18 protein-coding genes and 2 pseudogenes are annotated in these 25,168 nt (G+C 63.1%); 9 read left to right on the forward strand and 11 right to left on the reverse strand.

Annotated features, from left to right (window positions below; translation table 11 throughout):
• Positions 1 to 153: 153 nt before the first annotated feature.
• Together ACZZ0Q_RS14320 and ACZZ0Q_RS14325 are read left to right on the forward strand one after the other, a co-directional pair.
• The gene (locus ACZZ0Q_RS14320; protein WP_463541837.1) at positions 154 to 990 is read left to right on the forward strand and encodes an AraC family ligand binding domain-containing protein; all 837 of its coding nucleotides are present in this window, start codon (positions 154 to 156) and stop codon (positions 988 to 990) included.
• A gap of 51 nt (positions 991 to 1,041) precedes the next feature.
• On the forward strand, positions 1,042 to 1,641 hold the full coding sequence (locus ACZZ0Q_RS14325) for a LysE family translocator (protein WP_463541836.1): 600 nt from the start codon (positions 1,042 to 1,044) through the stop codon (positions 1,639 to 1,641).
• Positions 1,642 to 1,710: 69 nt separating this feature from the next.
• Here the strand turns inward: ACZZ0Q_RS14325 and ACZZ0Q_RS14330 are convergent, their stop codons facing one another.
• From ACZZ0Q_RS14330 to ACZZ0Q_RS14340, 3 genes are all read right to left on the reverse strand, one after another.
• On the reverse strand, positions 1,711 to 5,382 hold the full coding sequence (locus ACZZ0Q_RS14330) for a translocation/assembly module TamB domain-containing protein (RefSeq protein ID WP_463560692.1): 3,672 nt from the start codon (positions 5,380 to 5,382) through the stop codon (positions 1,711 to 1,713).
• On the reverse strand, positions 5,379 to 7,109 hold the full coding sequence (locus ACZZ0Q_RS14335; protein ID WP_463560694.1) for an autotransporter assembly complex protein TamA: 1,731 nt from the start codon (positions 7,107 to 7,109) through the stop codon (positions 5,379 to 5,381). Before ACZZ0Q_RS14335 ends, ACZZ0Q_RS14330 begins: the two co-directional genes overlap by 4 nt.
• 67 nt (positions 7,110 to 7,176) lie before the next feature.
• Complete coding sequence (locus ACZZ0Q_RS14340) at positions 7,177 to 7,830, reverse strand: GNAT family N-acetyltransferase (RefSeq protein WP_463541835.1); 654 nt, start codon at positions 7,828 to 7,830, stop codon at positions 7,177 to 7,179.
• Positions 7,831 to 8,062: 232 nt separating this feature from the next.
• Here ACZZ0Q_RS14340 and xthA point away from each other — a divergent pair, with 232 nt between their 5' ends.
• The 3 genes from xthA (at position 8,063) to mapR (ending at position 12,117) form a co-directional block, all read left to right on the forward strand.
• On the forward strand, positions 8,063 to 8,875 hold the full coding sequence (xthA, locus tag ACZZ0Q_RS14345; RefSeq protein ID WP_463541834.1) for an exodeoxyribonuclease III: 813 nt from the start codon (positions 8,063 to 8,065) through the stop codon (positions 8,873 to 8,875).
• Between the two features lie 106 nt (positions 8,876 to 8,981).
• Positions 8,982 to 10,397 carry a cytochrome c oxidase accessory protein CcoG gene (gene ccoG, locus ACZZ0Q_RS14350; RefSeq protein WP_463541833.1) on the forward strand — a complete coding sequence of 472 codons (1,416 nt, stop codon included), beginning with the start codon at positions 8,982 to 8,984 and terminating at the stop codon, positions 10,395 to 10,397.
• A 310-nt stretch (positions 10,398 to 10,707) separates the two neighbouring features.
• Positions 10,708 to 12,117: a GntR family transcriptional regulator MpaR gene (gene mapR, locus ACZZ0Q_RS14355; protein ID WP_463560696.1), complete on the forward strand. Its 1,410-nt coding sequence runs from the start codon at positions 10,708 to 10,710 to the stop codon at positions 12,115 to 12,117.
• Here the strand turns inward: mapR and ACZZ0Q_RS14360 are convergent, their stop codons facing one another.
• The 4 genes from ACZZ0Q_RS14360 to edd are packed head-to-tail and all read right to left on the reverse strand — an operon-like array spanning position 12,118 to position 17,155.
• A complete protein-coding gene (locus ACZZ0Q_RS14360) occupies positions 12,118 to 13,614 on the reverse strand; it encodes an ATP-binding protein (protein WP_463541832.1) in 1,497 nt (498 codons plus the stop codon). It lies immediately after the preceding gene.
• Positions 13,604 to 14,335: a response regulator transcription factor gene (locus ACZZ0Q_RS14365; protein WP_122497762.1), complete on the reverse strand. Its 732-nt coding sequence runs from the start codon at positions 14,333 to 14,335 to the stop codon at positions 13,604 to 13,606. Before ACZZ0Q_RS14365 ends, ACZZ0Q_RS14360 begins: the two co-directional genes overlap by 11 nt.
• A 34-nt stretch (positions 14,336 to 14,369) precedes the next feature.
• Positions 14,370 to 15,335: a glucokinase gene (locus ACZZ0Q_RS14370; protein WP_463541831.1), complete on the reverse strand. Its 966-nt coding sequence runs from the start codon at positions 15,333 to 15,335 to the stop codon at positions 14,370 to 14,372.
• Complete coding sequence (gene edd / locus ACZZ0Q_RS14375; RefSeq protein ID WP_122497758.1) at positions 15,332 to 17,155, reverse strand: phosphogluconate dehydratase; 1,824 nt, start codon at positions 17,153 to 17,155, stop codon at positions 15,332 to 15,334. Before edd ends, ACZZ0Q_RS14370 begins: the two co-directional genes overlap by 4 nt.
• A 127-nt stretch (positions 17,156 to 17,282) precedes the next feature.
• On the opposite strand from edd, the gene gap reads away from it, so the two are divergent.
• Complete coding sequence (gene gap, locus ACZZ0Q_RS14380; RefSeq protein ID WP_463541830.1) at positions 17,283 to 18,284, forward strand: type I glyceraldehyde-3-phosphate dehydrogenase; 1,002 nt, start codon at positions 17,283 to 17,285, stop codon at positions 18,282 to 18,284.
• Between the two features lie 89 nt (positions 18,285 to 18,373).
• Here gap and ACZZ0Q_RS14385 read toward each other — a convergent pair whose 3' ends face one another.
• The 4 genes and pseudogenes from ACZZ0Q_RS14385 to ACZZ0Q_RS14400 form a co-directional block, all read right to left on the reverse strand.
• On the reverse strand, positions 18,374 to 18,964 hold the full coding sequence (locus ACZZ0Q_RS14385; protein WP_463541829.1) for a tRNA-uridine aminocarboxypropyltransferase: 591 nt from the start codon (positions 18,962 to 18,964) through the stop codon (positions 18,374 to 18,376).
• Between the two features lie 66 nt (positions 18,965 to 19,030).
• Positions 19,031 to 19,996 (reverse strand): annotated as a pseudogene (locus ACZZ0Q_RS14390) (methyl-accepting chemotaxis protein); the annotation flags it as partial.
• A gap of 321 nt (positions 19,997 to 20,317) precedes the next feature.
• A pseudogene (locus tag ACZZ0Q_RS14395) lies at positions 20,318 to 20,641 on the reverse strand (PAS domain-containing protein); the annotation flags it as partial.
• A 50-nt stretch (positions 20,642 to 20,691) separates the two neighbouring features.
• A complete protein-coding gene (locus ACZZ0Q_RS14400) occupies positions 20,692 to 21,618 on the reverse strand; it encodes a LysR family transcriptional regulator (protein ID WP_463541828.1) in 927 nt (308 codons plus the stop codon).
• Positions 21,619 to 22,176: 558 nt separating this feature from the next.
• On the opposite strand from ACZZ0Q_RS14400, the gene speB reads away from it, so the two are divergent.
• From speB to ACZZ0Q_RS14415, 3 genes are all read left to right on the forward strand, one after another.
• Positions 22,177 to 23,136 carry an agmatinase gene (speB, locus tag ACZZ0Q_RS14405; RefSeq protein WP_122497271.1) on the forward strand — a complete coding sequence of 320 codons (960 nt, stop codon included), beginning with the start codon at positions 22,177 to 22,179 and terminating at the stop codon, positions 23,134 to 23,136.
• Entirely contained in the window at positions 23,133 to 23,531 is a 399-nt protein-coding gene (locus ACZZ0Q_RS14410; protein WP_463541827.1) for a YybH family protein, read from the forward strand. The genes speB and ACZZ0Q_RS14410 overlap by 4 nt, the downstream gene beginning before the upstream one ends.
• Positions 23,532 to 23,603: 72 nt before the next feature.
• Positions 23,604 to 25,115 (forward strand): purine-cytosine permease family protein, encoded by a 1,512-nt coding sequence (locus ACZZ0Q_RS14415; RefSeq protein ID WP_463541826.1) that lies wholly within the window; start codon positions 23,604 to 23,606, stop codon positions 25,113 to 25,115.
• Positions 25,116 to 25,168 lie beyond the last annotated feature (53 nt).

Consider the following 25,168-nt stretch of genomic DNA (forward strand, 5'->3'; position numbering starts at 1 on the left):
TTTGGGGCGCACTTCAGATTTCTGTGGGAGCGGCTTTAGCCGCGATGCGATTCCGGCCGCTGGCGCCATCCAAACCCACTGCACAAAACTTCCAGACGCCCATTTCCGACCTTGGCATACTGACCCACCCCTCCCCCTGTCTGGTCCCCCGCCATGGCCGATAGCAACTGGATCGATCTCACCCAAGACGCCGACACCGGCATCGAGACCATTCGTGCGCATTTTCGTGGCCATGCCTATGACCCGCATTTCCACGACAGCTACCTCATCGGCGTCACCGAGCAAGGCGTACAGCAGTTCAGTTGCCGCCAGCAGCGACACAACAGCACGCCCGGCCAGGTATTTATGCTCGAGCCCGGCGAGATTCACGATGGCACCGCGCCGTCGGAGGAAGGTTTCACCTATTCCATGCTTTACCTCGACCCGCAGTGGCTGGAGCGTGAGTTGCAGGCGTTGTTCGAGCACGCGCCCGCTGCCTGTCAGCCGGGGTTTGCGCAGACGTTGATTGGCGACCGGCCGTTGGCCCACGCCACGCTGAATGCCTATCAGGCGCTGCGGGACAATGAGTTGCGCATCGTGCGGCAGACTGCGTTGGACGGTTTGCTGGGGCAGATGACGGCGCATTTGCATTGGCGCAAGCCGCTGAGCATCGACCCGCGCTTGCCGTTGGTGGCGCAGCGCGCGCGGGATTATGTGCATGCCCATGTGCATGACGACATCGGCCTGGATGACCTGGCGCGCATCAGCGGTGTCGACCGTTTCCGCCTCAGCCGCGCGTTCAAAGTCGCGTTTGGCATGGCGCCCCATGCGTATCTGATTCAGTTGCGCCTGAGCAAAGCGCGGCATCTGCTGGCCCGTGGTGAAACGCCTGCGCAGGTGGCCAGCGCCCTCGGGTTTGCCGATCAAAGCCACCTCGGACGCTGGTTCCGTCGTGCCTATCAACTGACGCCGGCGGACTACCGCAAGCGTTGCACAAATCATCCAGACTGAACCGCGCTCGCCTGCAACCCTTGCGGCTCCTGAATCTGTTTGGAGCCCACCGTGGATTTGTTGCCCTTTTTGCTGTTCGCCCTCGTCGCGTCCATTACCCCCGGCCCTACCAACTTGTTGGTGCTGAGTAACAGCGCGCGCTTTGGTTTGCTCGCGGCGCTGCCGTTGGTGTTGGCGGCCTGTGCCAGTGCGGCGTTGTTGGTGTTGCTGGTGGGCCTGGGCATTGGCGATACGCTGACCCGCCACCCCCAGGTGCAGCAGGCGATGGCGTGGGCAGGAATTGCCTGGCTGAGTTACCTGGCCTGGCAGATTTTTCGCAGCCCGGCGGTGGGCCTGGACAATGCTCGCCAGCAGCCGGGCAAGCGCCTGAGCATGGCGGCGGCCGCGGGCTTGCAGGTGGTGAATCCGAAAACATGGATGATGGCGCTGGCGGTGGTCGGCGTGTTTGCCGCCCATTCGCCAGACAAAACCAGCCGCGTGGCGCTGCTGGCCCTGCTGTTCTTTCTGGTCGCCCTTCCCTGCCTGGGTGTTTGGGCGGCGTTCGGTCGGGGCGTGACGCGCTTTTGCCGCACCGACGCCGGCATGCGTCGGTTCAATCAGGTGATGGCGTTGCTGTTGCTGGCCTCGGCGTGGCTGAGCTTGCTGGCGTAGCTCGCATTTCGCCCCCTCTCCCGTCAAACGGAGCGGGCTGGGGTGAGGGGCCTTTGCTTTACGTGCCGGTCAGAAATCGCGCTTGTAGAAAATATCCAGCGAACTGGCCAAGCCGCTGGCCGCTTCCACGTACACCCGTTTGGTCAGTTCGTAGCGCAGGGCCAGGGTGCTCGCCGGCTCGAATACGCCTACGCCATAACGCAGGCTCAAGCGCTCCGACAAATTGCCGCTGGCCACCACGCTGGTACGCGCGCCGCTGCCGCCGGTGTCTAGCTGGAAGTCGCTGATGCCCAGGCGTTGCGCCATTTCGCTGGTCACCGACGAACTGCCCATCAAACCCAGGCCCAGCGCCGCTTCGGCGAGCATGTTGTTGTCGCCGGTGCCGGTGCCGGCCGGGCGCCCGAGTACCAGATACGACAGCGCCTGCTGCTGGCTCATGGCCGGTTCGGAAAACACTTCGGTGGTCGGCTGCTCGGCGTTGCCGCTGATGCGCAGGCCGGCCGTGACGCTGTCGACCTGGCGCACCGCTTCAACGTCGAGGTACGGCTGGTCAATCGGCCCGGCGAACAACAGCCGCGCGCGACGCAGGTTCAGGCGCTGGCCGTAGGCGCGGTAGCGGCCTTTGTTGAGCGTCAGTTCGCCGCGCGTGTCGAGGTTGTCGCCCATGTGCAGGCGCCCGCCCAGTTCGGCGGTCAGGCCGAAGCCGCTGAAGGTCAGCGGCGGCTCGCCTTCAGCGGCGCCCACGTCAATGTCGATATCCATCGCCATGGCCTGCGTTTGCCGCGCTTCGGGGTCGTGCACGCCAAGGACCTGCGCATCGTCAGAGACTTTCACGGTGGACGGCGGCAACTGGCGAATCTCGATCGCGCCACGGGGCACCTTCACGTTGCCTTGCACCGACAGGCGTTCATCGGCCAGGCGCAGGTTGAGGTCCGGGTGCACTTCCAGGTTGGCGTAGGGCTCGACAGTCACCGGCAGGCGGCTACCGCGCAGTTGCATGTCCATGTTCAGCCCTTGTTCCCAGGCCAATTGCCCGCTCAGGCTGCCCTCGCCCGCCTCGCCGCTGTGCCAGGTGCTGGTCAATTGCAGGCGTTCGCCCACGATCAGCGCCTCGGCCTTCAGCCCTTGCAGGCTAACCGGCAATTCACTGCCGGCGACTTCGCCATCGTTGATCAGCAAGCGGCCGCTGATTTGCGGCGCCAGCAAGCCGCCAGACAAGGTGCCGCTACCGTTCAGATGCCCCGTCAAGCGCTCGACCATCGGCACAAAAGGCCGCGCCACGCTGAGGTCGAGGCCCGCCAGTTCAAAGCTGCCAGACAGCGGCTTGCTCACCGGCCGTGGGTCGATCTGTGCGCGCAGGGTCAACTGGCCCAATTTGGCGCCATGGAAATCCAGCTGCGATTCGATGCGCTGCGGGCGCAGTTGGCTGCTGAGCAGGAAGCGGTCGTAGGGCAAGTCCAGCCAATGACCGTTGTCGCGAACACGAAAACTGCCGGCGCCCAGGTCTAGGCGCACATCGCCGTTAGGCCCGCTGGCGGGCAAGTCGAGCGACAGGTCGGCGTTGAGTTGCCCTTGCCAGGCGAAGTCTGCCGGCCACCACTGCGCCAGGGTTTGCATGGGGAAATCGCGCAGGCGCCAGCGCAAGCGCGGTTCGGGCATCAGCCGTTGTTCATCGCCACACAAGCTGGCCGCACCACTCAGCCAACAGTTCGCGCCCAGGCTCAACTGGCCGTTGGCCAAGCGTTGCAGCGTGGCCGCTTGTTGCAGCGTCCACACCTGCCCGGCCGTTTCAACGCGGCCGCTGGCGATGCGTCCACGCCAGTCGAAGTTCTGCGCCAGGGTGCCGTCGGCGGCGACGTTGAGCTTCAATTTGTCGCCAGTGAGATCGATCGCCACACGCTGCTGCTGGCGATTGCCGCTGCCGACCAGGTGCAGGCGGCCAAGGTCGGTGTCGCCGTTTCTGATTGCCGTGCCAGTCAGTTCCAGATTGCCGCGCTGCTGACTGTCGAGCGCGGCGGAGAGGTCGAGCGTGGCGATTTTCTGCTGCTGATAGGCCAACTGCGTACCGCGCAGTTTCAGTTGACCTTGCGGCGCTTTCAGGGTGCCGGCGAGGTCGAGCTGGCCATTCAGTTGGCCCGCCAGCTGCGGCCACAGTTGACCGAGGCGTGGCATGGCCAGGGTCAGTTGCCCGGCCAGGCGTTGATCAAGGCTGCCCTGCCCCTGCACGCGGTTGTCGCCCAGGCGGATGTCGAGCTTGTCCACGCTCCAGCGTTCACCGGCGCCAGCGGCTTGCACCTGAATCACGGCGGGTTGGCCGCGCAGGCGGCCGTTGAGGTCCAGATCGGCAGTCAGCTTCAGCTGCTCGCGGTATTCGCCCTGGCTGACCAAGGTGCCACCGAGTGTGCCGGGCAGCTCGGCCAGCCAATAGGCGGGGTCGAGCTGGCTGAGCTGCAAGCGGCTGTCCCAGCGAATGCCATCAGCAAAGCCCAGCGTCACCTGCCCTTCGGCTTTGCCCCGCCCGGCTTGCAGTTGCAGGCTGACCAAATGCACTTGGCTCAAATCGCCGCTCACCGGGCTGCTCAGGCTGAACGCACCGGCCGGGCCGTTGAGCTCGGCGGCGAAATGGCCGAGGTAACTGCCGTTTTGAAAATGCACCTGCCCGGCCAGCGTATGCAGGGCAACGGCCGGTTCCTCAGCCTCGGGCAGCAGGCGGCGCCAGGGGAAGTCCAGCCAGGTGAACTGAGCGTCGGCGGTAAAGGCGTCTTGCCAATCCAGGCGGCCATTTACGCTGATGTGTTGGTCGTCTGCCGCTTGCAGCGTCAGGGCTTGGATATCGGCGCCACTGGCGGTGACGAGCCCGGCCAGGGTCAGCGGAATATCGCCGTTCTGCGCCGCCAGCGCCGCCGTGCCGTTCACTTGATACCCAGCGCTTAGCGTGCCGGCTGCGCTCAGTTCGATGGCGTTCAGCGCGGGCACATCGGCGTGCGCCGTGAATGGCTCAGCGCTGATCTGCGCCTGTGCCGGCAGGCCGTCGGCCAGGGGCTGCACGCGGCCCTTGAGCGTTGCCGTCAGGTAGCCGGAGCTGGCGGCCGTCACCGCCAGGCTGTTTTGCAGCTCGCCATCAACCTTCACCGCCAGGTCCCAGCGCTGCGCATCGGGGGCCGGCAGTTGCACGCTGCCTTCGAGCCTCAGCGGCCACTGGCCGTTGGGGTCGAGCGAGCCGTGTATGTCTAGCGCCACGCCATTGCTGGCGCCCTGCAAGCGTTCGATCTGCAAGCCGCCCGCGTTCCAGTGCGCCACCAACGCCAGCTGGCTCGCCTGCTCGCCGCCGTTGTAAACGATGCTGCCCAGTTGGATATCGCCCAGTTGCAGCGACACCGGCAGGTTCAGTGCCGGCAACGCCAAGGGCGTGTCGTCGCTGCTTTCGCTGCTGGCAAATTGCAGGGTCAGTTGCTGGGCGTGTAGTTGGTCGACGCACAGGGTCAGCCGCAGTAAACACGACGGTGACCACTCGACGCTCACGTCTGTCAGCGCCACCTCATCGCCCTGCTGCTGCCACACCACACTCGCTGCGCTCCACGCCCCCCCGAGCCGGCCTGCGAAGGCGTCCACCTGAACGCCCGGCAATTTTGCTAACAGCCAGCGACTGCCGCCCTCGGTGCCCAGCACTACCGCCGCCACCAGTATCGTGCTCAGCACCACGGCGAGCAGCGTCCAGCTCACGCGTTTGAGCACCCTCACAGCTCCGGCCCCATGGAGAAATGCAGGCGAAAGCCGCCGTCATCATCGAGCGCGCGGGCCAGGTCCAGGCGGATTGGCCCCACCGGGGAAATCCAGCGCACGCCCATGCCGACACCGGTTTTCAGCGTTGGAATTTCCAGGCTCTGAAAGGCATTGCCCTGGTCTACAAAGGTTGCCCAGCGCCAGCGCTCGGCGAAGGCGTATTGGTATTCCATGCTGCCGGCTACCAGATAGCGGCCGCCGATGCGGTCGCCCTCGTTGTTTTCTGGCGACAACGATTGGTAGTCGTAGCCGCGCACGCTCTGGTCGCCGCCAGCAAAAAAACGCAGCGAGGGCGGCACGGCTTTGTAGTCGTTGGTGGCGCTGCCGCCGAATTGAATGCGGCCAAGAAAACGGTGTTTGTCCCACAGCGTGGTTAGACCTTTGGCGAGCACCGTGCCGTACAACAGATTGCTGTCGGAGATCAGCCCGTCCTTGGCCACCGACGCCTCGAATTGCAGGCGGTAGCCATTCGCCGGGTCGATGGCGTTGTCGCTGTGCAGGTAGGAATAACTGACGCCGGGCATCAATAAGGTGCTCAGGCCGTTGTCGCTGCCCAGGCGATATTCCTCGCGTTGCAGTTTGAGCGAGAGCACTTGCTGCCAGCCGCTGTCGAGTTTGCTGTGCCATTCCGGGCCGACGGTGAGCAGGCGGCTGAGGCTGTCGGTGTTGGCCAGTTCTTCGTATTGGTAGCCGCCGGCCCAGCGGGTTTTGTCGGTGAGCGGCGGGTTGCCGGGAATGTCGTACCACAGGCCGACGTTTTGCCGAGGGGCGGATATTTCCATTTCCGTGCCGTAGCTGTGCCCTTGCGCGTTGGCCCAGTGGCGGGTCCAGTTGAAGCGAGCGCGGGGCCCAACGTCGGTGGAAAAACCCAAGCCGATGCCCACGGTGCGAGGCTCACGGGCGACCAGATCGATTTTTACCGGCACCTGCTCGCCGCTGCCCTGAACCGGCGCGGCATCGACCCGCACGCTGTCGAAATAGCCGCTGCCTTGCAGATTCTGGTAGAGCTTGGCGATCAGGTCGGCGTCATAGGCAGTGCCTGGTTTGAACGGCACCATGCGTTGCAGCAGTTGTTCGTCGAAGGTCTGGTCGCCGCTGAATTGGCTGGGGCCGAAGTAGTAGCGCGGGCCGCTGGCGTAGATCAGCTCGATGTCCGCCACGCCGGCTACCGGGTCGATGGCCATGCGCTGCGAGGTGAAACGGCCGCTGAAAAAGCCGTAGCGCGAGGCTTGGTTCTGTATCAGCCGTTTGGCATCTTCGTAGTGGCCGTGATGGAGCACCGCGCCGCTGCGCAGCTCGCTACTGGCGGGTACGCGAAAGGCCGGTAACTGCGCAGCCGGGCCGTCGATACGCACCGTCACGTTGCGCACATGCACCGGCTCGCCGGGCTCTATACGCAAAATCAGGCGCGGGCCGCGGTCGTTGCGGTCGACTTCGCTGCTGATGGTTGCCCGGTAATAGCCCAACGCCTCGGCGGCCTTGCGTGCCTGTACTTCGGCGCCGCGACTGAAGCGGTGCAAAGCCGGTTCGTCGCGCTCGCCCAGATCGCCGACATAGCCGCTGATGTTGGCTCTGAGCGCCGGGTTGGCCGGCTTGATGCGCACGCTCAGCTGCGTTTGTGCGAGGGCGGTGCTGGCCGTGAGCAACAGCGCCAACGCCAGCCCGATTGATGCGTGGAAAGTCATGGGCACGGATGCTAACACGGGCGCCCGCCCGTTCCAGAGCGGTCGGGCGCCACGGCTGCGGCGGGTTTCAAGCGCTGGCGCGGGCGACCTGCTGGGGGTTGGCGTGGAAGAACACATGTTCGTGAATCGGTCCCACGGCCACTTCGCCAATTTCTTCGTAGCCTTGGCGTTTGTAGAAATCCAGGTAGCGCGGGTTGCCGGTGTCGAGCACGACGCCGAGCGATGTTTCGTCGCTGGCGCACCAGTCGTGCAAGGCTTCGAGTAACTGCTCGCCCAGGTGTTTGCCCTGAAATTCCGGGTGCACGCCCAGCAGTGGCAGCACGTGATATTGCCCCGGCGGCAGGCAGGCGAGCACCGCGTCGTGGTAGTGCAGGTAACGTTTGGTGCAACGCAGGCCGGTGGTCAGCAACATGCGCAGGCGCCAGCCCCAGCTTTCGGTGATGTCGAGCCGCCGCTGCGGCGGCGCGATCAAAGCCAAGGCCACCAGCCGGTCGTTGATCACCAGGCCAATGGCGGGCAAGTCTTCGAGAAAATGCCGCTGCACCAGTTCGCGCACCGTGGCGCGTACGCGTTGGTCGTAACCGGGGCGTTCGGATTCAAACAGATAGCCGAAAGTCGGCTCGTGGCGGTAGGCGTGATACAGCAGAGAGCGGGCTTCGCGAACAAAGCTGCTGTCGAGTAAACGCACCTCGGCAGCGGGAAGGGCAACAGACGAAGGCATGCACGGTACCTCGGTTCACCTGCCTTGGCGCAAACGCACAAACGGCGCGGGCTCCAGGCGGTTTTTATTGTTGGTTTTATCGGGCGTTTATTGCGTTAGACCGACCTCACGTTAGCAGTCAAGCCGCTGCCCTGCCACACGCCGCCGCGCTGGTTCGCAGACCAACCATGGGCTAGCATCGCAGGCTTTGTTGTCCGCCCGTCTAGACCGCCATAAAGAGAACCTGCCGCCCATGAAGATCGTTTCCTTCAACATCAACGGCTTGCGCGCCCGCCCTCATCAGTTGGCGGCGTTGATCGAAAAACACCAGCCCGACGTCATCGGCCTGCAGGAAACCAAAGTGGCGGACGAGCAATTTCCCTTCGCTGAAATTGAAGCCCTGGGTTACCACGTGAGCTGGCACGGGCAGAAAGGCCATTACGGTGTTGCCCTGCTCTCGCGCCAGGCTCCGCTGTCGCTGCACAAAGGCTTCCCTGGCGACGACGAAGAGGCCCAGCGCCGTTTTATCTACGGCACCTTTGCCGACGAAAACGGCCAGCCCGTCACCGTGATGAACGGCTATTTCCCCCAAGGCGAGAGCCGCGACCACCCCACCAAATTCCCGGCCAAACAGCGCTTCTACGCCGACTTGCAAACCCTGCTCACCACGCAGTTCTCGCCGGACCAGGCGGTGGTGGTGATGGGCGACATCAATATTTCCCCGCAAGACTGCGACATTGGCATTGGCGAAGTGAACCGCCTGCGCTGGCTGAAAACCGGCAAGTGCAGCTTCCTGCCGGAAGAGCGCGAATGGCTGGAAACCTTGAAAGGCTGGGGCCTGGTGGATTCCTTCCGGCACCTGCATCCGGAGGTGAACGACCGCTTTAGCTGGTTCGACTACCGCAGCCGTGGTTTTGAAGACGAACCCAAACGCGGCCTGCGCATCGACGTGATTCTGGCCAGCGCCCCGCTGCTGAGCCGCCTCAAAGACGCTGGCATCGACTACGACCTGCGCGGCATGGAAAAGCCGTCCGACCACGCCCCGATCTGGCTCGAATTGAGCTGAGCGAAACCCATCTGATCCGGTTTTTTCCGCTAAACCTGAGTCTGTTATCGGAGCAGATGCCGCCCCATCATGGCCACGCCTGAAAAAGAGCCTGATGGGGCCAGCCATGACCGACCGTATTCCCGCGCAACTGCTTGAAACCATTGACCCGCGCCAGCCATTGCGGCTGACCCCGGCGCAAGCCGGCGGGCCGATTCACACCCGCGCCTTTACCGGCTTGTTTCGCAACCTGCGCCTGTACGGTGCGGGGCTGCTGTTCCTGATTTTCTTCGGCACCGCGTGGCTGAACTGGGGCGGTCGCCAGGCGGTGCTCTGGGATTTGTCCGGCCAGCGCTTTTACATCTTCGGCGCCACCTTCTGGCCGCAGGACTTCATTCTGCTGTCGGCGCTGCTGATCATTGCCGCCTTTGGCCTGTTCGCCATCACCGTATTCGCCGGCCGCGTGTGGTGCGGCTACACCTGCCCGCAAAGCGTGTGGACCTGGGTGTTTATGTGGGCGGAAAAAGTCACCGAGGGCGATCGCGGCCAGCGCATCAAACTCGACGCCGCGCCGTGGTCGGTCAACAAAGTGCTACGGCGTAGCGCCAAGCACGGCTTGTGGTTGGCCATCAGCCTGGCAACCGCGGTCGGCTTCATCGGCTACTTCGTGCCGGTGCGCGACCTCACCCACGAGCTGCTGAACTTCAGCCTCGACAGCGGCAGCGCCACCTGGCTGTTCTTCTTCACCGCCGCCACCTACCTGAACGCCGGCTGGCTGCGCGAGAAAGTGTGCCTGCACATGTGCCCGTACTCGCGCTTTCAAAGCGTGATGTTCGACAAAGACACCCTGCTGGTCAGCTACGATGCCGCCCGTGGAGAAAACCGTGGCGCCCGCCGCCGCGACGTGGTGCCGCAAAGTGTCGGCTTGGGCGACTGCATCGACTGCACCGTGTGCGTCCAGGTGTGCCCCACCGGCATCGACATCCGCGACGGCCTGCAGCTGGACTGCATCAGCTGCGGCGCGTGCATCGACGCCTGCGACTCGGTGATGGACAAAATGGGCTACGCCCGCGGCCTGATCGGCTACCGCTCCGAGCGCTCGCTGACTGGCGAAAAAACCCGCTTCCTGCGCCCCCGGTTGGTCAGCTATGGCGCTGCGTTGCTGCTGATGATCGGCGCTTTCGTCTGGGCGCTGGACGCCCGGCCGCAGCTGTCTCTGGACATCACCCGCGACCGCGGCCTGTTCCGCGAAAACAGCGCCGGGCAGATCGAAAATATCTACAGCGTCAAAGTCATCAACAAAACCCAACAAACCCGCCGCTATCAACTGGCCCTGACCGGCGACGGCCCGTACCAACTCAGCGGCAACACCACCCTGCAACTGGCGCCCGGCGAGATTACCGACGTGCCGCTGAGCGTGGTGCTGACGGCGGAACGGCCGGCGAGCATTTCCGAGAAAGTGCATTTCGAGCTGCGGGATGTGGATGTGCCGGGCAGTCGTGTAGCGGGGGTGAGTACGTTTGTGGCGCCGGTGAATCGCTGAGGCCAAAAAGCCCCTCTCCCCCAGCCCCTCTCCCGCGAGCGGGCGAGGGGTGACGTAAGGCCGCGACCGCATGGGTTCAACCCCCTCTCCCGCCTGCGGGAGAGGGCTGGGGAGAGGGGCCGTTGATTTCAGCTTTGGCTCAACCGCTGTTGATCGTCCGCTTAATGAATGCCCACCACCGCGTGACGTTGGGCTTCGCCGAGGCTCAACCAAACCTACGCTGCTCTTCAAAACAGACCCCATCGCCATGCCCCCACCCCTTCCCGTAAAGTCCCCTCCTGCCCTCCCGCCCATGCCCGCGCAGGACTCGATGAAACGCTACGAAAAATTCGCCGATGAAATCGCCGAACTAATCCGCTCCGGCGTGCTTGCCGCCGGTGAAAAAGTGCCGTCGGTGCGTCACGCCAGCCGCACGTATGGCGTCAGTCCTTCCACGGTGTTTCAGGCCTATTACCTGCTCGAAGATCGCGGCCTGATTCAGGCGCGCGCCCGTTCCGGTTACTTCGTGCGTGAACACGCCAAACGCCCCCTGCCCGAGGCGCAGATCAGTCCCCGTGCGGCGCATACCACGGAGGTGGATGTCAGCGAGTTAGTGTTCTCCGTGCTCGGTTCCCTGAAAGACCCCAACACCGTGCCCTTCGGTTCGGCGTTTCCCAGCCCGGATCTGTTTCCCCTCGCGCGCCTGGCGCGTTCGATGGCGCAGAGCCTGCGCGCGCTGTCGCCCCATGCGGTAATCGCTGACATGACCTCGGGCAACCCCGATCTGCGTCGGCAAATTGCCCTGCGTTATCGCGTGGCCGGCGTGATGCTGCGGCTGGAGGAATTGGTCATTACCAACGGCGCCATGGAGGCGTTGAATCTGTGTTTGCAAACCGTTACCCAACCGGGCGACCTGGTGGCCATCGAGGCGCCCGCGTTTTATGCGACGTTGCAAGTGCTCGAACGCTTGAAGCTCAAGGCGGTGGAAATTCCGGTGCACCCGCGCGAGGGCATTGATCTGCAAACCCTGGCCGACAGCCTCGCGCAGCTGCCGATCAAGGCGTGCTGGTTTATGAGCAGTTTGCAGAACCCGCTCGGCGCGAGCATGAGCGATGAGAAAAAGCGCGCGCTGTATGAGCTGCTGCACCAGCATCAGGTGCCGCTGATTGAGGACGATGTGTACGCCGAGCTGTATTACGGCACCCAACCGCCCAAGCCGGTGAAGAGTTTCGACCGCGACGGGCTGGTGATGCACTGCGGCTCGTTTTCGAAAAGCCTGGCGCCGGGTTATCGGGTCGGCTGGGTCGCTGGTGGGCGTTATGCGGAGAAGATCAGCCGGCTAAAACTGATGACCACCATTTCCCCTTCCGTGCCGGCGCAAGCGGCGATTGCCGATTACCTGCAACACGGCGGCTACGACCGACACCTGCGCAAGCTGCGGCACACCCTGGAGATGCAGCAGAGCGCCATGCTCGCCTCCGCTGCTCGCCACTTTCCGGCCGAAACGCGGGTGACGCGGCCCAGCGGCGGCTATTTTCTGTGGTTCGAATTTCCCCAGGCGGTGGACTCGTTGCAGCTGTTCCAACTGGCATTGGCGCAGGGCATCAGCCTGGCGCCGGGGCCGATCTTTTCAGCCACGCGCAGCTTCGGCAATTGCGCGCGCCTGAATCACGGCCACACCTGGGACGAGGCCAGCGAGCGGGCCATGGAAATGCTCGGGCAGATCGTCGCTGAGTTCTGATTAGTCGGCGAAACGGGGCAGGTACAAGGTCACGCGCAAGCCGCCTTCGCGCAGGTTTTGCAGGGTCACTTCGCCGCCGTGACTGTGGGCGATGTTGCGCGCGATGCCCAATCCCAACCCGTAGCCCTGCTGCTTACCAGACAGGCGAAAGTGCGGCTCGAATACTTGCTCCAGGCGCTGTTCCGGCACGCCGGGGCCTTCGTCATCGACGTGCAGAATGAACGCGCTGTCGTTGTCTTCAATGTGCAGGTGCGCTTTGTTGCCGTATTTGAGGGCGTTGTCGATCAGGTTGCCCATGCAGCGGCGCAGCGCCAGCGGCTTGCCGGCGTAGGCGGCCATGGCCCGGCCATGCAGGCTGACGCGGCCGTTGCCTTGGGGCGGCAGGTACGGTTCGATCAGGCAGTCGAGGGCGAGGTTGAGGTCGACCGGCTCGATGTTTTCGTGGATGTCGGTGTCTTTCACGCATTGCAGCGCGCCTTTGACCAACATTTCCAGGTCGTCCAGGTCGCGGCCGAATTTGGCTTGCACCTTTTCGTCTTCGAGCAATTCCACACGCAGGCGCAAGCGTGTGATGGGCGTGCGCAGGTCGTGGGAAATGGCGCTGAACAGTTGGCTGCGCTCGATCAGGTACCGGCTGATGCGTTCGCGCATGGCGTTAAAGGCGCGGCCCACTTCCACTACTTCACTGCCCCCGCCCTCCGCCACCGGGCGCACTTCAGCGGCGCCCAACGACATGTCGCGCGCGGCTCGGGCCAAGCGTTTAAGCGGTCGGCTTTGCCAGTGCACCAGCACGCCGATAAACAGCAGCAAAAAGCTGCTGGTGAGAAAAATGAACCACACCTGCTGCGCCGGCAGGCCTTCTTCTTCCAGGCTGGTGTAGGGCTCGGGCAGCAACGAGGCGATGTACAGCCACTCGCCCGGCGCCATCTGAATTTGCGTGACCAGCACCGGCGGTTTCACCGGTTCCAGGGTCAGCGCGTAATGCGCCCAGGAGCGCGGCAGTTCGTCGAGTTTCAGGCCGCCGTTGAAGATGCGTAAATCGTCCGGGCTGACGAAGGTCACCAGAATGTCGGGATCGCTGCCCATCGCTTCGCGCAGCACGTCGTGCACCGATTCCAGCACCGCCGTTTTGCGCGGCGTTGGCGGCAGCACGCGCATGTCCAGCGGCTTGTCGTTGAGGGTTACCACAAAACGGGTGCCGCCCATGCTGCGCAACTGATCCAGCACCAGCGGCCGGTAGGCCAGCGGCAGCGAACGCAAGTAACTGACGCTGGCGGACATCGAATGCGCCAGGCTGCGGGCGCTGGTCACCAGGCCTTCAAGCTGCGTGGCGCGCAGTTGCGACAGCCAGATCACGCTCGACAAGCTTTGCGCCATCAACACCGCCAGCAAGGTCAGCAGCAACATGCGCCCGAGCAAGGAGCGCGGCACCGGCACCCATCCGAACCAGCGTTGATACCAGGCTTTCGGCGGCGTCGGCGCCGGGTTAGGCAGCATTGTGCGGCGTCACGTTGGCCGCCAGCAGGTAGCCGGAACCGCGTACGGTGCGGATCAGGCGCGGCGCTTTGCCGGTGTCGCGCAGGCGTTGGCGCAAGCGGCTGACGGCCATGTCGACGATGCGATCGAGCGGCATCGGCTCGCGGCCACGGGTGGCGTTGCCTATGGTGTCGCGGTCGAGAATTTGTTGCGGATGGTCGAGGAACAGCTTGAGCAAGGCGAAGTCGGCGCCGGAGAGAAACACTTCTTCGCCGTCGAGGTGAAACAGGCGATGGCTGATCATGTCCAGGCGCCATTCATCAAAGGCCAGCACCTCGACGCGGCTGCGTTCCTGGCCGAACTGGGCGCGGCGCAACAGGGCTTTGATGCGCGCTTGCAGTTCGCGGGGGCTGAAGGGTTTGCCGAGGTAGTCGTCCGCGCCCAATTCCAGGCCAATCACGCGGTCGGCTTCGTCGGAGCTGGCAGTCAGCATGATGATCGGCACCTGGGCCAGGCGCGGGTGTTGGCGCACCCAGCGGCACAGGCTGAAGCCGTCTTCGTCGGGCAGCATGACATCGAGAATCAGCAGGTCGGCGCTCTCCTCCCCCAGCGCCGCGCGAAAGCCGGCGCCGTCGGCGACGGTGCGTACCTGAAAGCCGGCGCGGCTCAGGTAGGCTTCCAGCAGTTCGCGAATTTCCTGATCGTCATCCACTAACAGAATGGATTTTCCGGTCTGGCTCAAGGGGCCGTCCTTTTCTGGTTTTTGTTCTAGACGTTTATTGCTGGCGTTCCAACAGTTGCTGCAGGGCGACACCCGCGCCCATCAAACCGGGGTACTCGGCGGTGACCAGCCACACCGGCACATCGACCATGTATTTGCTCATCGGGCCTTTCTCGGCGAAGCAGCGCGCGAAACCGCTGCGCAAGAATAGCTCGGTGAAACGCGGCACGATGCCACCGACGATGTACACACCACCACGCCCACCAAGGCTCAGCACGTTGTTGCCGGCAACGCGGCCAAGCCACGAGCAAAACTGGTCGATCACCTGGCCCGCCACCTCGTCACCGGCCAGTGCGGCGGCGGTGATGTCGGCTGGCGATTGCAGGGTTTGTTCATGGCCGTCGAGGGCGCACAGGGCGCGGTACAACAGCAGCAAACCGCCGCCGCTCAACACGTCTTCGGCGCGAATATGGCCATTCAGGCGATACAGCTCCTGCCACAGCTGCGCCTCACGAGGCGAGCCAATCGGCAGGTCGACATGGCCGCCCTCACCCGGCAAGGCTTGCCAGCCTTCAGTCGCCGAACCAATCAGGGTGCCAACCCCCAAACCGGTACCGGGACCGACTACCACGGCCGGGCGATCGGCTTCGGCAGTGCCGGGGCACACTTGCACGCGCTCATGGTCTTCCAGGCGCGTCATGCCCAGGGCCATGGCGGAAAAATCGTTAATCAGCAGCAGGTCGTCCACTTGCAAGTCGCGGCAGAACGCCGAACGGCTCAGGCGCCAGTGGTTGTTGGTGAACACAAACACATCGCCGCTCACCGGCCCGGCGCAGGCCAGGCACACCGCGTGCACAGCGCCGGGCGCCAGGCCCAGGCCGTCGAGGTAGGCGATGATGGCTTGCTCGACGCCGGGAAAATCGGCCGTGGCCAGAACCCGCACAGACTCCAGCTGGTTATCGCGCCACAACGCAAAGCGTGCATTGGTGCCGCCGATATCGCCGACCAGGGCTAACTTCATTTCAATCCTTCCAAACTGGTAGTAAAGGCACTGGCGCCTTGTTCGGCAGTGCTGAACGCGGCGCGCATAAAGGCAAACAATTCACGGCCGGTACCGAAGGCGACCGGCAGCCCTTGGGCATTTTCCCGCTGCGCCAGTTCCGCTTCGTTTACCAACACGCGCAATTCGCCTTTGGTGCCGTCAACGCGAACGATATCGCCGTCACGCACGCGGGCCAGCGGACCACCGTCGAAGGCTTCCGGGCACACGTGAATGGCGGCCGGGATCTTACCCGAGGCGCCCGACATCCGGCCATCGGTGACCAGCGCCACTTTGAAGCCGCGGTCCTGCAACACGCCCAGGTAAGGCGTCATTTTGTGCAGCTCGGGCATGCCGTTGCTGCGCGGCCCCTGGAAGCGCATCACGGCGACGAAATCACGCTCCAACTCGCCGGCCTGGAAGGCGTCGGCCAGCTCTTGCTGATCGTGAAACACCCGCGCCGGCGCTTCGACGATCTGGTGTTCCAGCGCCACGGCCGACACTTTCATCACGCCACGGCCGAGGTTGCCTTCCATCACGCGCAAGCCGCCTTCGGGCGAGTACGGGTTGGCGAGCGGACGCAGAATGCTTTCGTCGAGGCTTTGGGTCGGGCCGTCGCGCCACACCAGTTTGCCGTCTTGCAGGAACGGTTCCTGGGTGTAGCGGCGCAGGCCATGGCCGACCACGGTTTGCACGTCTTCATGCAGCAAGCCGCCGTCGAGCAGCTCGCGGATAAGGAACGCCATGCCGCCAGCGGCCTGGAAGTGGTTGATGTCAGATTTGCCGTTCGGGTAGACGTGGGCCATGGTCGGCACCACTTCGGAGAGGTCGGCCATGTCTTGCCAGGTCAGCAAGATGCCGGCCGCGCGAGCGATGGCGGGCATGTGCAAGGTGTGGTTGCTGGAGCCGCCCGTGGCGTGCAACGCAACGATGGAGTTGACCAGCACTTTTTCATCGACCATCTCACCCATCATCAGGCGGTTGCCGGCCTGGCTGGTAAGACGCGTGACCTGCTGCGCCGCTTCGCGGGTCAGCGCATCGCGCAGCGGCGTGTACGGGTTAACGAACGAGGCGCCGGGCAGGTGCAGGCCCATTACTTCCATCAGCAGCTGGTTGGTGTTGGCGGTGCCATAAAAGGTGCAGGTGCCGGGGCCGTGGTAGGCCTTCATTTCCGATTCCAGCAGCTCGTCGCGGGTGGCTTTGCCTTCGGCGTAGCGCTGGCGAACTTCGGCTTTTTCCTTGTTCGACGAGCCGGTGGTCATCGGCCCGCCCGGCACGAAAATAATCGGCAAGTGGCCAAAGCGCAGCGCGCCCATCATCAAGCCCGGCACGATTTTGTCGCAGATACCCAGGCACAAGGCGGCGTCGAACATATTGTGAGACAGCGCCACGGCGGTGGACATGGCGATGGTTTCGCGACTGGCGATACCAATTTCCATGCCCGGCTCGCCTTGGGTCACGCCGTCACACATGGCCGGCACGCCACCGGCGAATTGGCCGACGGAGCCGATATCGCGCAGCGCCTGTTTGATCTGGTCGGGGAAGTGCTCGTAAGGCTGGTGGGCCGACAGCATGTCGTTGTAGGCGGAGATGATCGCCACGTTGGCGGAATCCATCAGGCGCAGGCGCTGTTTGTCCTCGCCGGTACACCCCGCCACGCCGTGGGCGAAGTTGGCGCATTGGTGCTTGGCCCGCGCCGGACCGTCTTCGGCAGCGGCGCGAATCATCTTCAAATAATGCTCACGCGTGGCGCGGCTGCGGGCAATCAAACGCTCGGTAACTTCTACGACACGAGGATGCATATCATCGGCTCCAAACAGGCATAAATTTTATATAAAACAAAATATAGTCGGTAAAAATGGCTTGATTTATATATTACCGAGCATAATCTTGTAATTCCAACAACAAAAGACAAGATTCGGTGATTCCATGACACTGCGTATCGCAATCAACGGCTTCGGCCGTATCGGCCGCAACATTCTGCGCGCCCTGTACACCCAGGACTACCGCCAACAGCTGCAGGTAGTCGCGATTAACGACCTCGGCGACAGCGCCATCAACGCCCACCTGTTCAAGTACGACAGCGTGCATGGCATTTTCGACGGCACTGTTGAGGCACAAGCCGACGCACTGCTGGTGAACGGCGACCGCATTGCCGTGACCGCCATCCGCAACCCCGCCGAACTGCCATGGCGCGAGCAACAGATCGACATCGTCTTTGAATGCACAGGCCTGTTCACCGACCGCGACAAAGCGGCCGCGCACCTGACGGCAGGCGCTGCCAAGGTGATTATCTCGGCCCCAGCCAAAGGCGCCGATGCCACCATCGTTTACGGCGTCAACCACGACACCTTGCGCCAGTCGCACCAGATCATTTCCAGCGCCTCGTGCACCACCAATTGCCTGGCGCCGATTGCGCAAGTGCTGCACCGCGAGTTGGGCATTGAAAACGGCCTGATGACCACGATTCACGCCTATACCAACGACCAGAACCTGTCGGACGTCTACCACAGCGACCCCTACCGCGCGCGCTCGGCCACCCAGTCGATGATTCCAACCAAAACCGGCGCCGCCGAAGCGGTCGGGCTGGTACTGCCGGAACTGGCGGGCAAGCTCACTGGCATGGCCGTGCGGGTGCCGGTGATTAACGTGTCGTTGGTGGATTTAACGGTAGAACTGAAACAGCCGACGAGCGCGGAAACTGTCAATGCGCTGATGCTGGAAGCCAGCAAGCAATTGCCTATTCTCGGTTACAACACGCTGCCGCTGGTGTCGCACGACTTCAACCACAACCCGCTGTCGTCAATCTTCGATGCCAACCACACCAAAACCAACGGCAAGCTGCTCAAGGTGCTGGCCTGGTATGACAACGAGTGGGGCTTTTCCAATCGGATGCTCGATAACGCGCTGGCCTTGCGGGATGCGCCTTGAAGCGCAAGCGCATCGCGGCTGAAGCCGCTCCTACAGAGGTTGTGCTGTTTTTGGGAGCGGCTGGCGGCATTGCCAATAGCCGCGATGCTTTATAGATGATTGCGCTGAAAGGTCTCTTCTCCCATCGCCGCAATCTGCCCCTCAATCAACGCCTCGAACGGCTTGAGCAATTCACCGAACCGTTGCGGCGCTTCAATAAGCTCCAGCGCCTGCACAATGGCTTCAATGGTCGACAACGCCCCTTCCTTCGGCGCCTTGCGCAGCCGATAACGCGACTCGCCGCCCGCCGGCAAACACACCCTCGGCAACGTCGCTAACTCTGGATTCACGTGCAGCAATTTGCTCGCCTTGCGCCAGGTGCCATCCGGCACCACCAGTTGCAACGGCAGCTCAATGCCACCCTGGGTTTCGAGCACCGTCGCGCCCTCGCCCGGAAATAACAGCACGCTGCGACAACCCGGCGGGTTAAGCAGTGTTTCCAATTCATCAAACCGCTCGCCCACGCACAGCTCGGCATTGTTCAGACCGAGGGCGGCCAGGCGCGCCGTGTTGAGGGCGTGTTTGACTTCGCTGGGGTGCTGCAAAATCAGCACGCGGGTGCGGCTGTTGAGGCTGGGAATCAGCGCGCACAGGCAATAGCTAAGCGGACGCTGGCAGCGCGGGCATAACGGGCGGGACATGGGCACTCCTCTGGAGCGCGAAGTCTGCCACCCGATGGCAGCCACTGCCATCGGGCTGCCCACTGATTATTTGTTAAAGCGCTCGGCCAGGCTGTGCAGGTAATCGGCCATGTGTTCGAGGTCCTGGCTGATCACCACGCCTTCCTGCGCCTGCCCGGCGCTGCGGTCGGACAATTGCGCAATGCGCGTGATTTGCTGGCTGATGTCTTCGGCCACATGGCTTTGCTGCTCGGAGGCCGTGGCCATCTGCTGGCTCATGCCGGTGATGCGCGTGACCGCCTGACTGATGCCATCCAGCGCCTGGCGCACCGCTTCCACGCTGTGCACGCTCTCGCGGGAAATCTCTTCGCCTTTGCTGGCCGTGGTTACCGCACGGTCGGCGCCGCTGCGCAGCGAGGCAATGATGGCGTGAATCTGCTCGGTGGATTCTCGCGTGCGCGAGGCCAACGAACGCACCTCGTCTGCCACCACGGCAAAACCGCGCCCCTGCTCCCCGGCCCGCGCCGCTTCGATTGCAGCGTTCAGGGCCAGCAAGTTGGTTTGCTCGGCAATGGAGGTGATCACGTCGGCGACACTGCCAATCGATTGAGTCGAGTCAGCGAGGTCTTTCACCGCCTGGCCGATTTCGGTGACGGCGTCGGCCATGTGTTTCATCGCACCCAAACTGTCATTGGCCAACCCGCGCCCTTGCTGGGCCAGCTGATCCGCCTCTTGCGCAGCATGGGCGGTGCTGGCGACGTTTTGCGCCACTTCCTGAATGGTGGCGGCCATCTGGTTGATGGCGGTGGCGGATTGATCGGTTTCGTTGCGTTGCTGCTCGATGAGTTCGGCATTGGAGTTCGACAACTTTGACGACTCCGCCGCGCGCACTTTTACGCTGTTACCCGCATCTTCCAGGCGCGTGAGTGCCGTTTGCAGCCTCGCCTCTTCGCTGATCATCGCCAGGTCGAGCAGCCCTTGCGGGCCGGGGTTGTCGGAATAGGTCAAGGCCACCAATTCGCTGGTGAATGCCTTCGGATGGTCTGCCAGGGTGTGGCGCACCTCCTGGCGCTTGCTCAGCACCAGCCAGAACGCCAGCACCACCATGACTGCCATGGACAACGCCGTTTCTGCCCAGCCGTTGAGCCACAGGTCGCCGCCGAGAATGACCAACGCGGCGAGAATCACCGGCCACGAATGCACGATGTCCTGCGTCCAGTAGGCCATGGCGGGCACCGGGCTCTTGCCGGCACGCAGGCGCGCATAGAGTTTGTCGGCGCGCGCCACTTGCTCACGGGTGGGCAACGAGCGCACCGATTCATAGCCGGCGATCTGGCCGTTGTCATACACCGGCGTGACGTAGGCGCTGACCCAATAGAAGTCACCGTTTTTGGAGCGGTTCTTGACCAGGCCCATCCATGGCTTGCCCTGCTTGAGCACGTCCCACATATGACCGAATACGGCCGGCGGCATGTCGGGATGACGAACCAGGTTGTGGGGTTGGCCGATCAATTCCTCTCGACTGAACCCACTGAGCTCAACGAACGCGTCGTTGCAGTAGGTAATTTTGCTGTGCAAATCCGTCGTGGAAATAAGGCGCTCATGCTCGGAAAAGGTTCTTTCGCGCTGAGTAACAGGCAGGTTCTGGCGCATCGCGTTCATCCTTGTGGTGACGAGCACATAAACCCCTATGCCCATAAGGGATTAGGTGTAGCACAGCGATGGCTAGAAGCCAGTAACGGCGGGACTTATAGCGCAGCGGCGGGTAGCGCAGCGGCTGGGCGCGGCTGGCTTAGCTGGGTTTTGAGCAAATCGCGGAACGTTTGCAACAGCGGCTCGCGCGAACGCCCACGGCGGTAGGTCAGGGAAAACGGCGCCTGGTACCCAAAGGTGGTGGGCAGCAGCGGACGCAGACGTTTCTGGTCGACCCACGCTTGCGCATAGTGCTCGGGCAGGTAGCCGATGTAGGCGCCCGACAGCACCAGAATCAACTGCGCCTCCATACTTTCCACCGTCGCCGCGCTGTGCTTGAAACCGTGGCGCGCCAGCTCCGCCTGGCTCCAATAACTGCGCCCGACCATGCGCTGCTGAGTGATCAACTCTGGCGGAATGCGCCGCTCGCCGAACAGCGGATGACGGTCGCTGCAATACAACCAGTGCTGCTCGCGGTAAAGGGCCTGATAGAGCAAGCCGTTCATGCGCGTGGAGAACGAACCGATGGCCAGGTCGAGGCGGTTTTCCAGCACGCCGAGCTGAAGCTCGTAAGGGCTGAGCACCGACAAGTGCAAATGCACGGCCGGGTGTTCTTCGCTGTAAGTGCCGATGACCTCGGCGAACGGTAAGGCGCGGTCGCTAACAGTGGAGTCGATCACCCCCAAATTGAGCGTGCCCCGCAGCTCGCCCTTGAGCGCGGCGGCGTAGCGTTCGAAGCCTTCCATCTCGCCGAGCAGGCGCAGGGTTTCCTGGAAGAACAGCTCGCCCTTGCTGGTCAGACTGAACCCACCGCGCCCGCGATGGCACAGGCTCAGGCCCAACTGGCCTTCGAGCTGGCTCATGTAGGTGCTGATGGCCGAGGTGGAGAGATTGAGCTCCTGCTGCGCGGCCGCGAAACCCTGATGGCGGACGACGCTGACGAAGATGCGCAGCAGTTTTAGATCGGGGAGGACTTGGCTCAAAACAAACTCCAGAGGCTGTTCACCGCTCTCCCGCTTGCGGGAGAGGGGCTGGGGGTGAGGGCCAGGGCAAACATCGGTGTCTGCTGCTACCCCCTCTCCCCAGCCCTCTCCCCGGAGGGGCGAGGGGGCTAATCACGCGAGCTTGCTCGCGAAGCATGTCTCCCCTCTCCCGCTTGCGGGAGAGGGGCCGGGGGAGAGGGCCAGGGCAAACATCGGTGTCTGCCCGCCTCCCCTCACCCCAGCCCTCTCCCCAGAGGGGCGAGGGGGTTAATCACGCGAGCTTTGCTCGCGAAGCTTGTCTCCCCTCGCCCGCTTGCGGGAGAGGGGCTGGGGGAGAGGGCCGGGGCCAACACCGATGTCTGCCGCTACCCCTCACCCCAACCCTCTCCCCAGAGGGGCGAGGGGGCAAGATGTACGTCGGGGCTGACCCAGTCTACCCACCCCAACTTAGTTTAGAAATCTCTGAACTAAGTATTTGCCTACACCGGATTTTTCTCCCGCCTACGCCTTGCGCAGAATCCGCCCACTATTAAAAACATAAGATCGTGAGGCCACCCCGTGGAAAAGACGCTTCATCAACCCCTGGGCGGTAACGAAATGCCGCGTTTCGGCGGCATCGCCACCATGATGCGCTTGCCGCATATCCAAACCGACGCCGAACTCAATGCCCTGGACGCCGCCTTCGTTGGCGTACCGCTGGACATCGGCACCTCCCTTCGCTCCGGCACCCGCTTCGGCCCCCGTGAAATTCGCGCCGAATCCGTGATGATTCGCCCCTACAACATGGCCACCGGCGCCGCGCCGTTCGATTCGTTGAACGTGGCTGACATCGGCGACGTGGCGATCAATACCTTCAACCTGCTCGATGCCGTGCGCATCATCGAAGCCTCGTACGACAAAATTATCGGCCACGGCATTCTGCCGCTGACGCTCGGTGGCGATCACACCATCACCCTGCCGATTCTGCGGGCGCTGACCAAGAAGTACGGCAAGGTTGGCCTGGTGCACATCGATGCCCACGCCGATGTGAACGACCATATGTTTGGCGAGAAAATCGCCCACGGCACCACCTTCCGCCGCGCCGTGGAAGAAGGCCTGCTGGACTGCGACCGTGTGGTGCAGATCGGTTTGCGCGCACAGGGTTACACCGCTGAAGACTTCAACTGGAGCCGCAAACAGGGCTTCCGTGTGGTGCAGGCCGAAGAGTGCTGGCACAAGTCGCTGACCCCGCTGATGGCCGAAGTGCGCGAGAAAGTCGGTGGCGGCCCGGTGTACCTGAGTTTTGATATCGACGGCATCGACCCGGCCTGGGCGCCTGGCACCGGCACTCCGGAAATCGGCGGCTTGACCACTATTCAAGCCATCGAGATCATCCGCGGCTGCCAAGGGCTGGACCTGATTGGTTGTGACGTAGTTGAAGTGTCGCCACCCTACGACACCACCGGCAACACCTCGCTGCTGGGCGCCAACCTGCTGTACGAAATGCTCTGCGTTCTGCCGGGGGTTAGCCACAAATGACCAACGCCCTTAAAGAACAGCAAGTGCTCAACGCCGCCGAACGGCTTGTAGCCGCCTTCGCCCGCACCGACACCGCCGCCTACTTCGCCGCGTTCAGCGAAGACGCCAGTTTCGTCTTCCACACCTGGCCCACGCCGTTGCTGAGTCGCGCAGCGTACGAAGCCGTATGGGCCGAATGGCTGGCGGATGGCTTCGAGGTGCTGGAATGCACCTCGAGCAAACCCTTCGTCAGCGTGCAGGGCGACGTGGCGATTTTCATCCACGAGGTGCGCACGCAAGTACGCGTAGCCGGCAGCGAAAGCACCAGTTACGAGCGCGAGACCATCGTTTTTCGTGAGGTAGAAGCGGGCCGCTGGTTGGCCTGCCATGAGCATTTGTCGGCTGTACCGCAGTAACGCGTAACCACGCAAAACCATAAAAATAGAAGCCGGGCGCAGACGCTTAGCGCGTCTTTGCGGGGAGAAAAAATGAATAACAACAACCCAAAAACACTGACAACCATCGAAACCTTCGGCGTCGAACAGATCCCGGACAGCGAACGCAGCGCCAAACCGCTGGACCTGTTCCGTATGATTTTCGGCGGCGCCAACACCTTCGCCACCGCCGTGCTCGGCAGTTTCCCTGTGCTGTTTGGCCTGTCATTTCAGGCCGGCGTGTGGGCAATTTTGCTGGGCGTGCTGGTGGGCTCGGTGATTCTCGCGCCCATGGGTTTATTTGGCGCATTGAACGGCACCAACAACGCCGTATCGTCGGGCGCGCACTTTGGCGTGCACGGGCGAATTGTCGGCTCGTTCCTGTCGCTGCTGACCGCCATCGCGTTCTTTTCGCTGTCGGTCTGGAGCTCGGGCGATGCGTTGATCGGCGGCGCAAAACGCCTGATCGGCCTACCGGAAACCGACCTGACCCTGGGCCTGGCCTACGGCCTGTTCGCCCTGCTCGTTCTCACCGTCTGCATTTACGGCTTCCGCTTTTTGCTGTGGGTGAACAAGGTGGCGGTATGGAGCGCCAGCGTGTTGTTTTTGCTGGGCATCTTTGCCTTCGCCAGCACCTTCGACAGCGCCTATGCCGGCAGCGTAAACCTGGGCACCGAAGGCTTCTGGGCGGCCTTTATCGGCGCGGCGTTGGTGGCCATGAGTAACCCGATTTCCTTCGGCGCCTTCCTCGGCGACTGGGCGCGCTACATTCCTAAGCACACCTCCAAAGGCCGCATCATGCTGGCGGTGGTTTTCGCTCAGCTGGCTACCCTGATTCCATTCCTGTTTGGCCTGGCGACCGCGACCATCGTTGCGGTGAAAGCGCCGGAGTACATCACCGCCAATAACTATGTCGGTGGCTTGCTGGCGGTATGTCCCACCTGGTTCTTCCTGCCGGTGTGCCTGATTGCGGTGATTGGCGGTATGTCCACCGGCACCACGTCGCTGTATGGCACCGGCCTGGATATGTCGAGCGTGTTCCCGCGTGTGCTGTCGCGGGTCAAGGCGACGCTGCTGATTGGCGTGTTGTCGATCGCGTTTATCTTCATCGGCCGCTTCGCCGCGAACCTGGTGCAAAGCGTGTCGACCTTCGCGGTGCTGATCATTACCTGCACCACGCCATGGATGGTGATCATGATTCTCGGCCTGGTGATTCGCCGGGGCGTTTACCACGCCGATGACCTGCAAGTGTTCACTCGTGGGCAAAAAGGTGGCAGCTATTGGTTCACCCACGGCTGGAACTGGCGCGGCATGGGCGCCTGGGTGCCGAGCGCGTTGATCGGTTTGTGCTTCGTCAACCTGCCGGGGCAATTCGTCGGGCCGCTGGGCAATCTGGCCAACGGCATCGACGTGAGTTTGCCGGTGACGCTGGGCTTGGCGGCGGTGCTGTATCTGGTGCTGCTGGTTCTGTTCCCGGAACCGGCCGAGGTGTATGGGCCACAAGGGCCGCGTTGGATGCCGCTGCCCAAGAAAGCTGAAATGAAAGGCAACGCGGAAATCGCGTAACGCCCAATCGAGGCTAAAGCCTCTCCCACAAAAAGCTCGGTCGTTGTGGGAGA

This window comes from Pseudomonas sp. AC070 (genome assembly GCF_979258635.1).

What these genes read in the sequence shown, in the direction of transcription:
- ACZZ0Q_RS14320 (WP_463541837.1), top strand. Translation starts at nt 154, where the DNA reads ATGGCCGATAGCAACTGGATCGATCTCACCCAAGACGCCGACACCGGC.
- ACZZ0Q_RS14335 (WP_463560694.1), bottom strand. Translation starts at nt 7,109, where the DNA reads ATGACTTTCCACGCATCAATCGGGCTGGCGTTGGCGCTGTTGCTCACG.
- ACZZ0Q_RS14340 (WP_463541835.1), bottom strand. Translation starts at nt 7,830, where the DNA reads ATGCCTTCGTCTGTTGCCCTTCCCGCTGCCGAGGTGCGTTTACTCGAC.
- xthA (WP_463541834.1), top strand. Translation starts at nt 8,063, where the DNA reads ATGAAGATCGTTTCCTTCAACATCAACGGCTTGCGCGCCCGCCCTCAT.
- ccoG (WP_463541833.1), top strand. Translation starts at nt 8,982, where the DNA reads ATGACCGACCGTATTCCCGCGCAACTGCTTGAAACCATTGACCCGCGC.
- mapR (WP_463560696.1), top strand. Translation starts at nt 10,708, where the DNA reads ATGAAACGCTACGAAAAATTCGCCGATGAAATCGCCGAACTAATCCGC.
- ACZZ0Q_RS14360 (WP_463541832.1), bottom strand. Translation starts at nt 13,614, where the DNA reads ATGCTGCCTAACCCGGCGCCGACGCCGCCGAAAGCCTGGTATCAACGC.
- ACZZ0Q_RS14370 (WP_463541831.1), bottom strand. Translation starts at nt 15,335, where the DNA reads ATGAAGTTAGCCCTGGTCGGCGATATCGGCGGCACCAATGCACGCTTT.
- edd (WP_122497758.1), bottom strand. Translation starts at nt 17,155, where the DNA reads ATGCATCCTCGTGTCGTAGAAGTTACCGAGCGTTTGATTGCCCGCAGC.
- gap (WP_463541830.1), top strand. Translation starts at nt 17,283, where the DNA reads ATGACACTGCGTATCGCAATCAACGGCTTCGGCCGTATCGGCCGCAAC.
- ACZZ0Q_RS14385 (WP_463541829.1), bottom strand. Translation starts at nt 18,964, where the DNA reads ATGTCCCGCCCGTTATGCCCGCGCTGCCAGCGTCCGCTTAGCTATTGC.
- ACZZ0Q_RS14410 (WP_463541827.1), top strand. Translation starts at nt 23,133, where the DNA reads ATGACCAACGCCCTTAAAGAACAGCAAGTGCTCAACGCCGCCGAACGG.
- ACZZ0Q_RS14415 (WP_463541826.1), top strand. Translation starts at nt 23,604, where the DNA reads ATGAATAACAACAACCCAAAAACACTGACAACCATCGAAACCTTCGGC.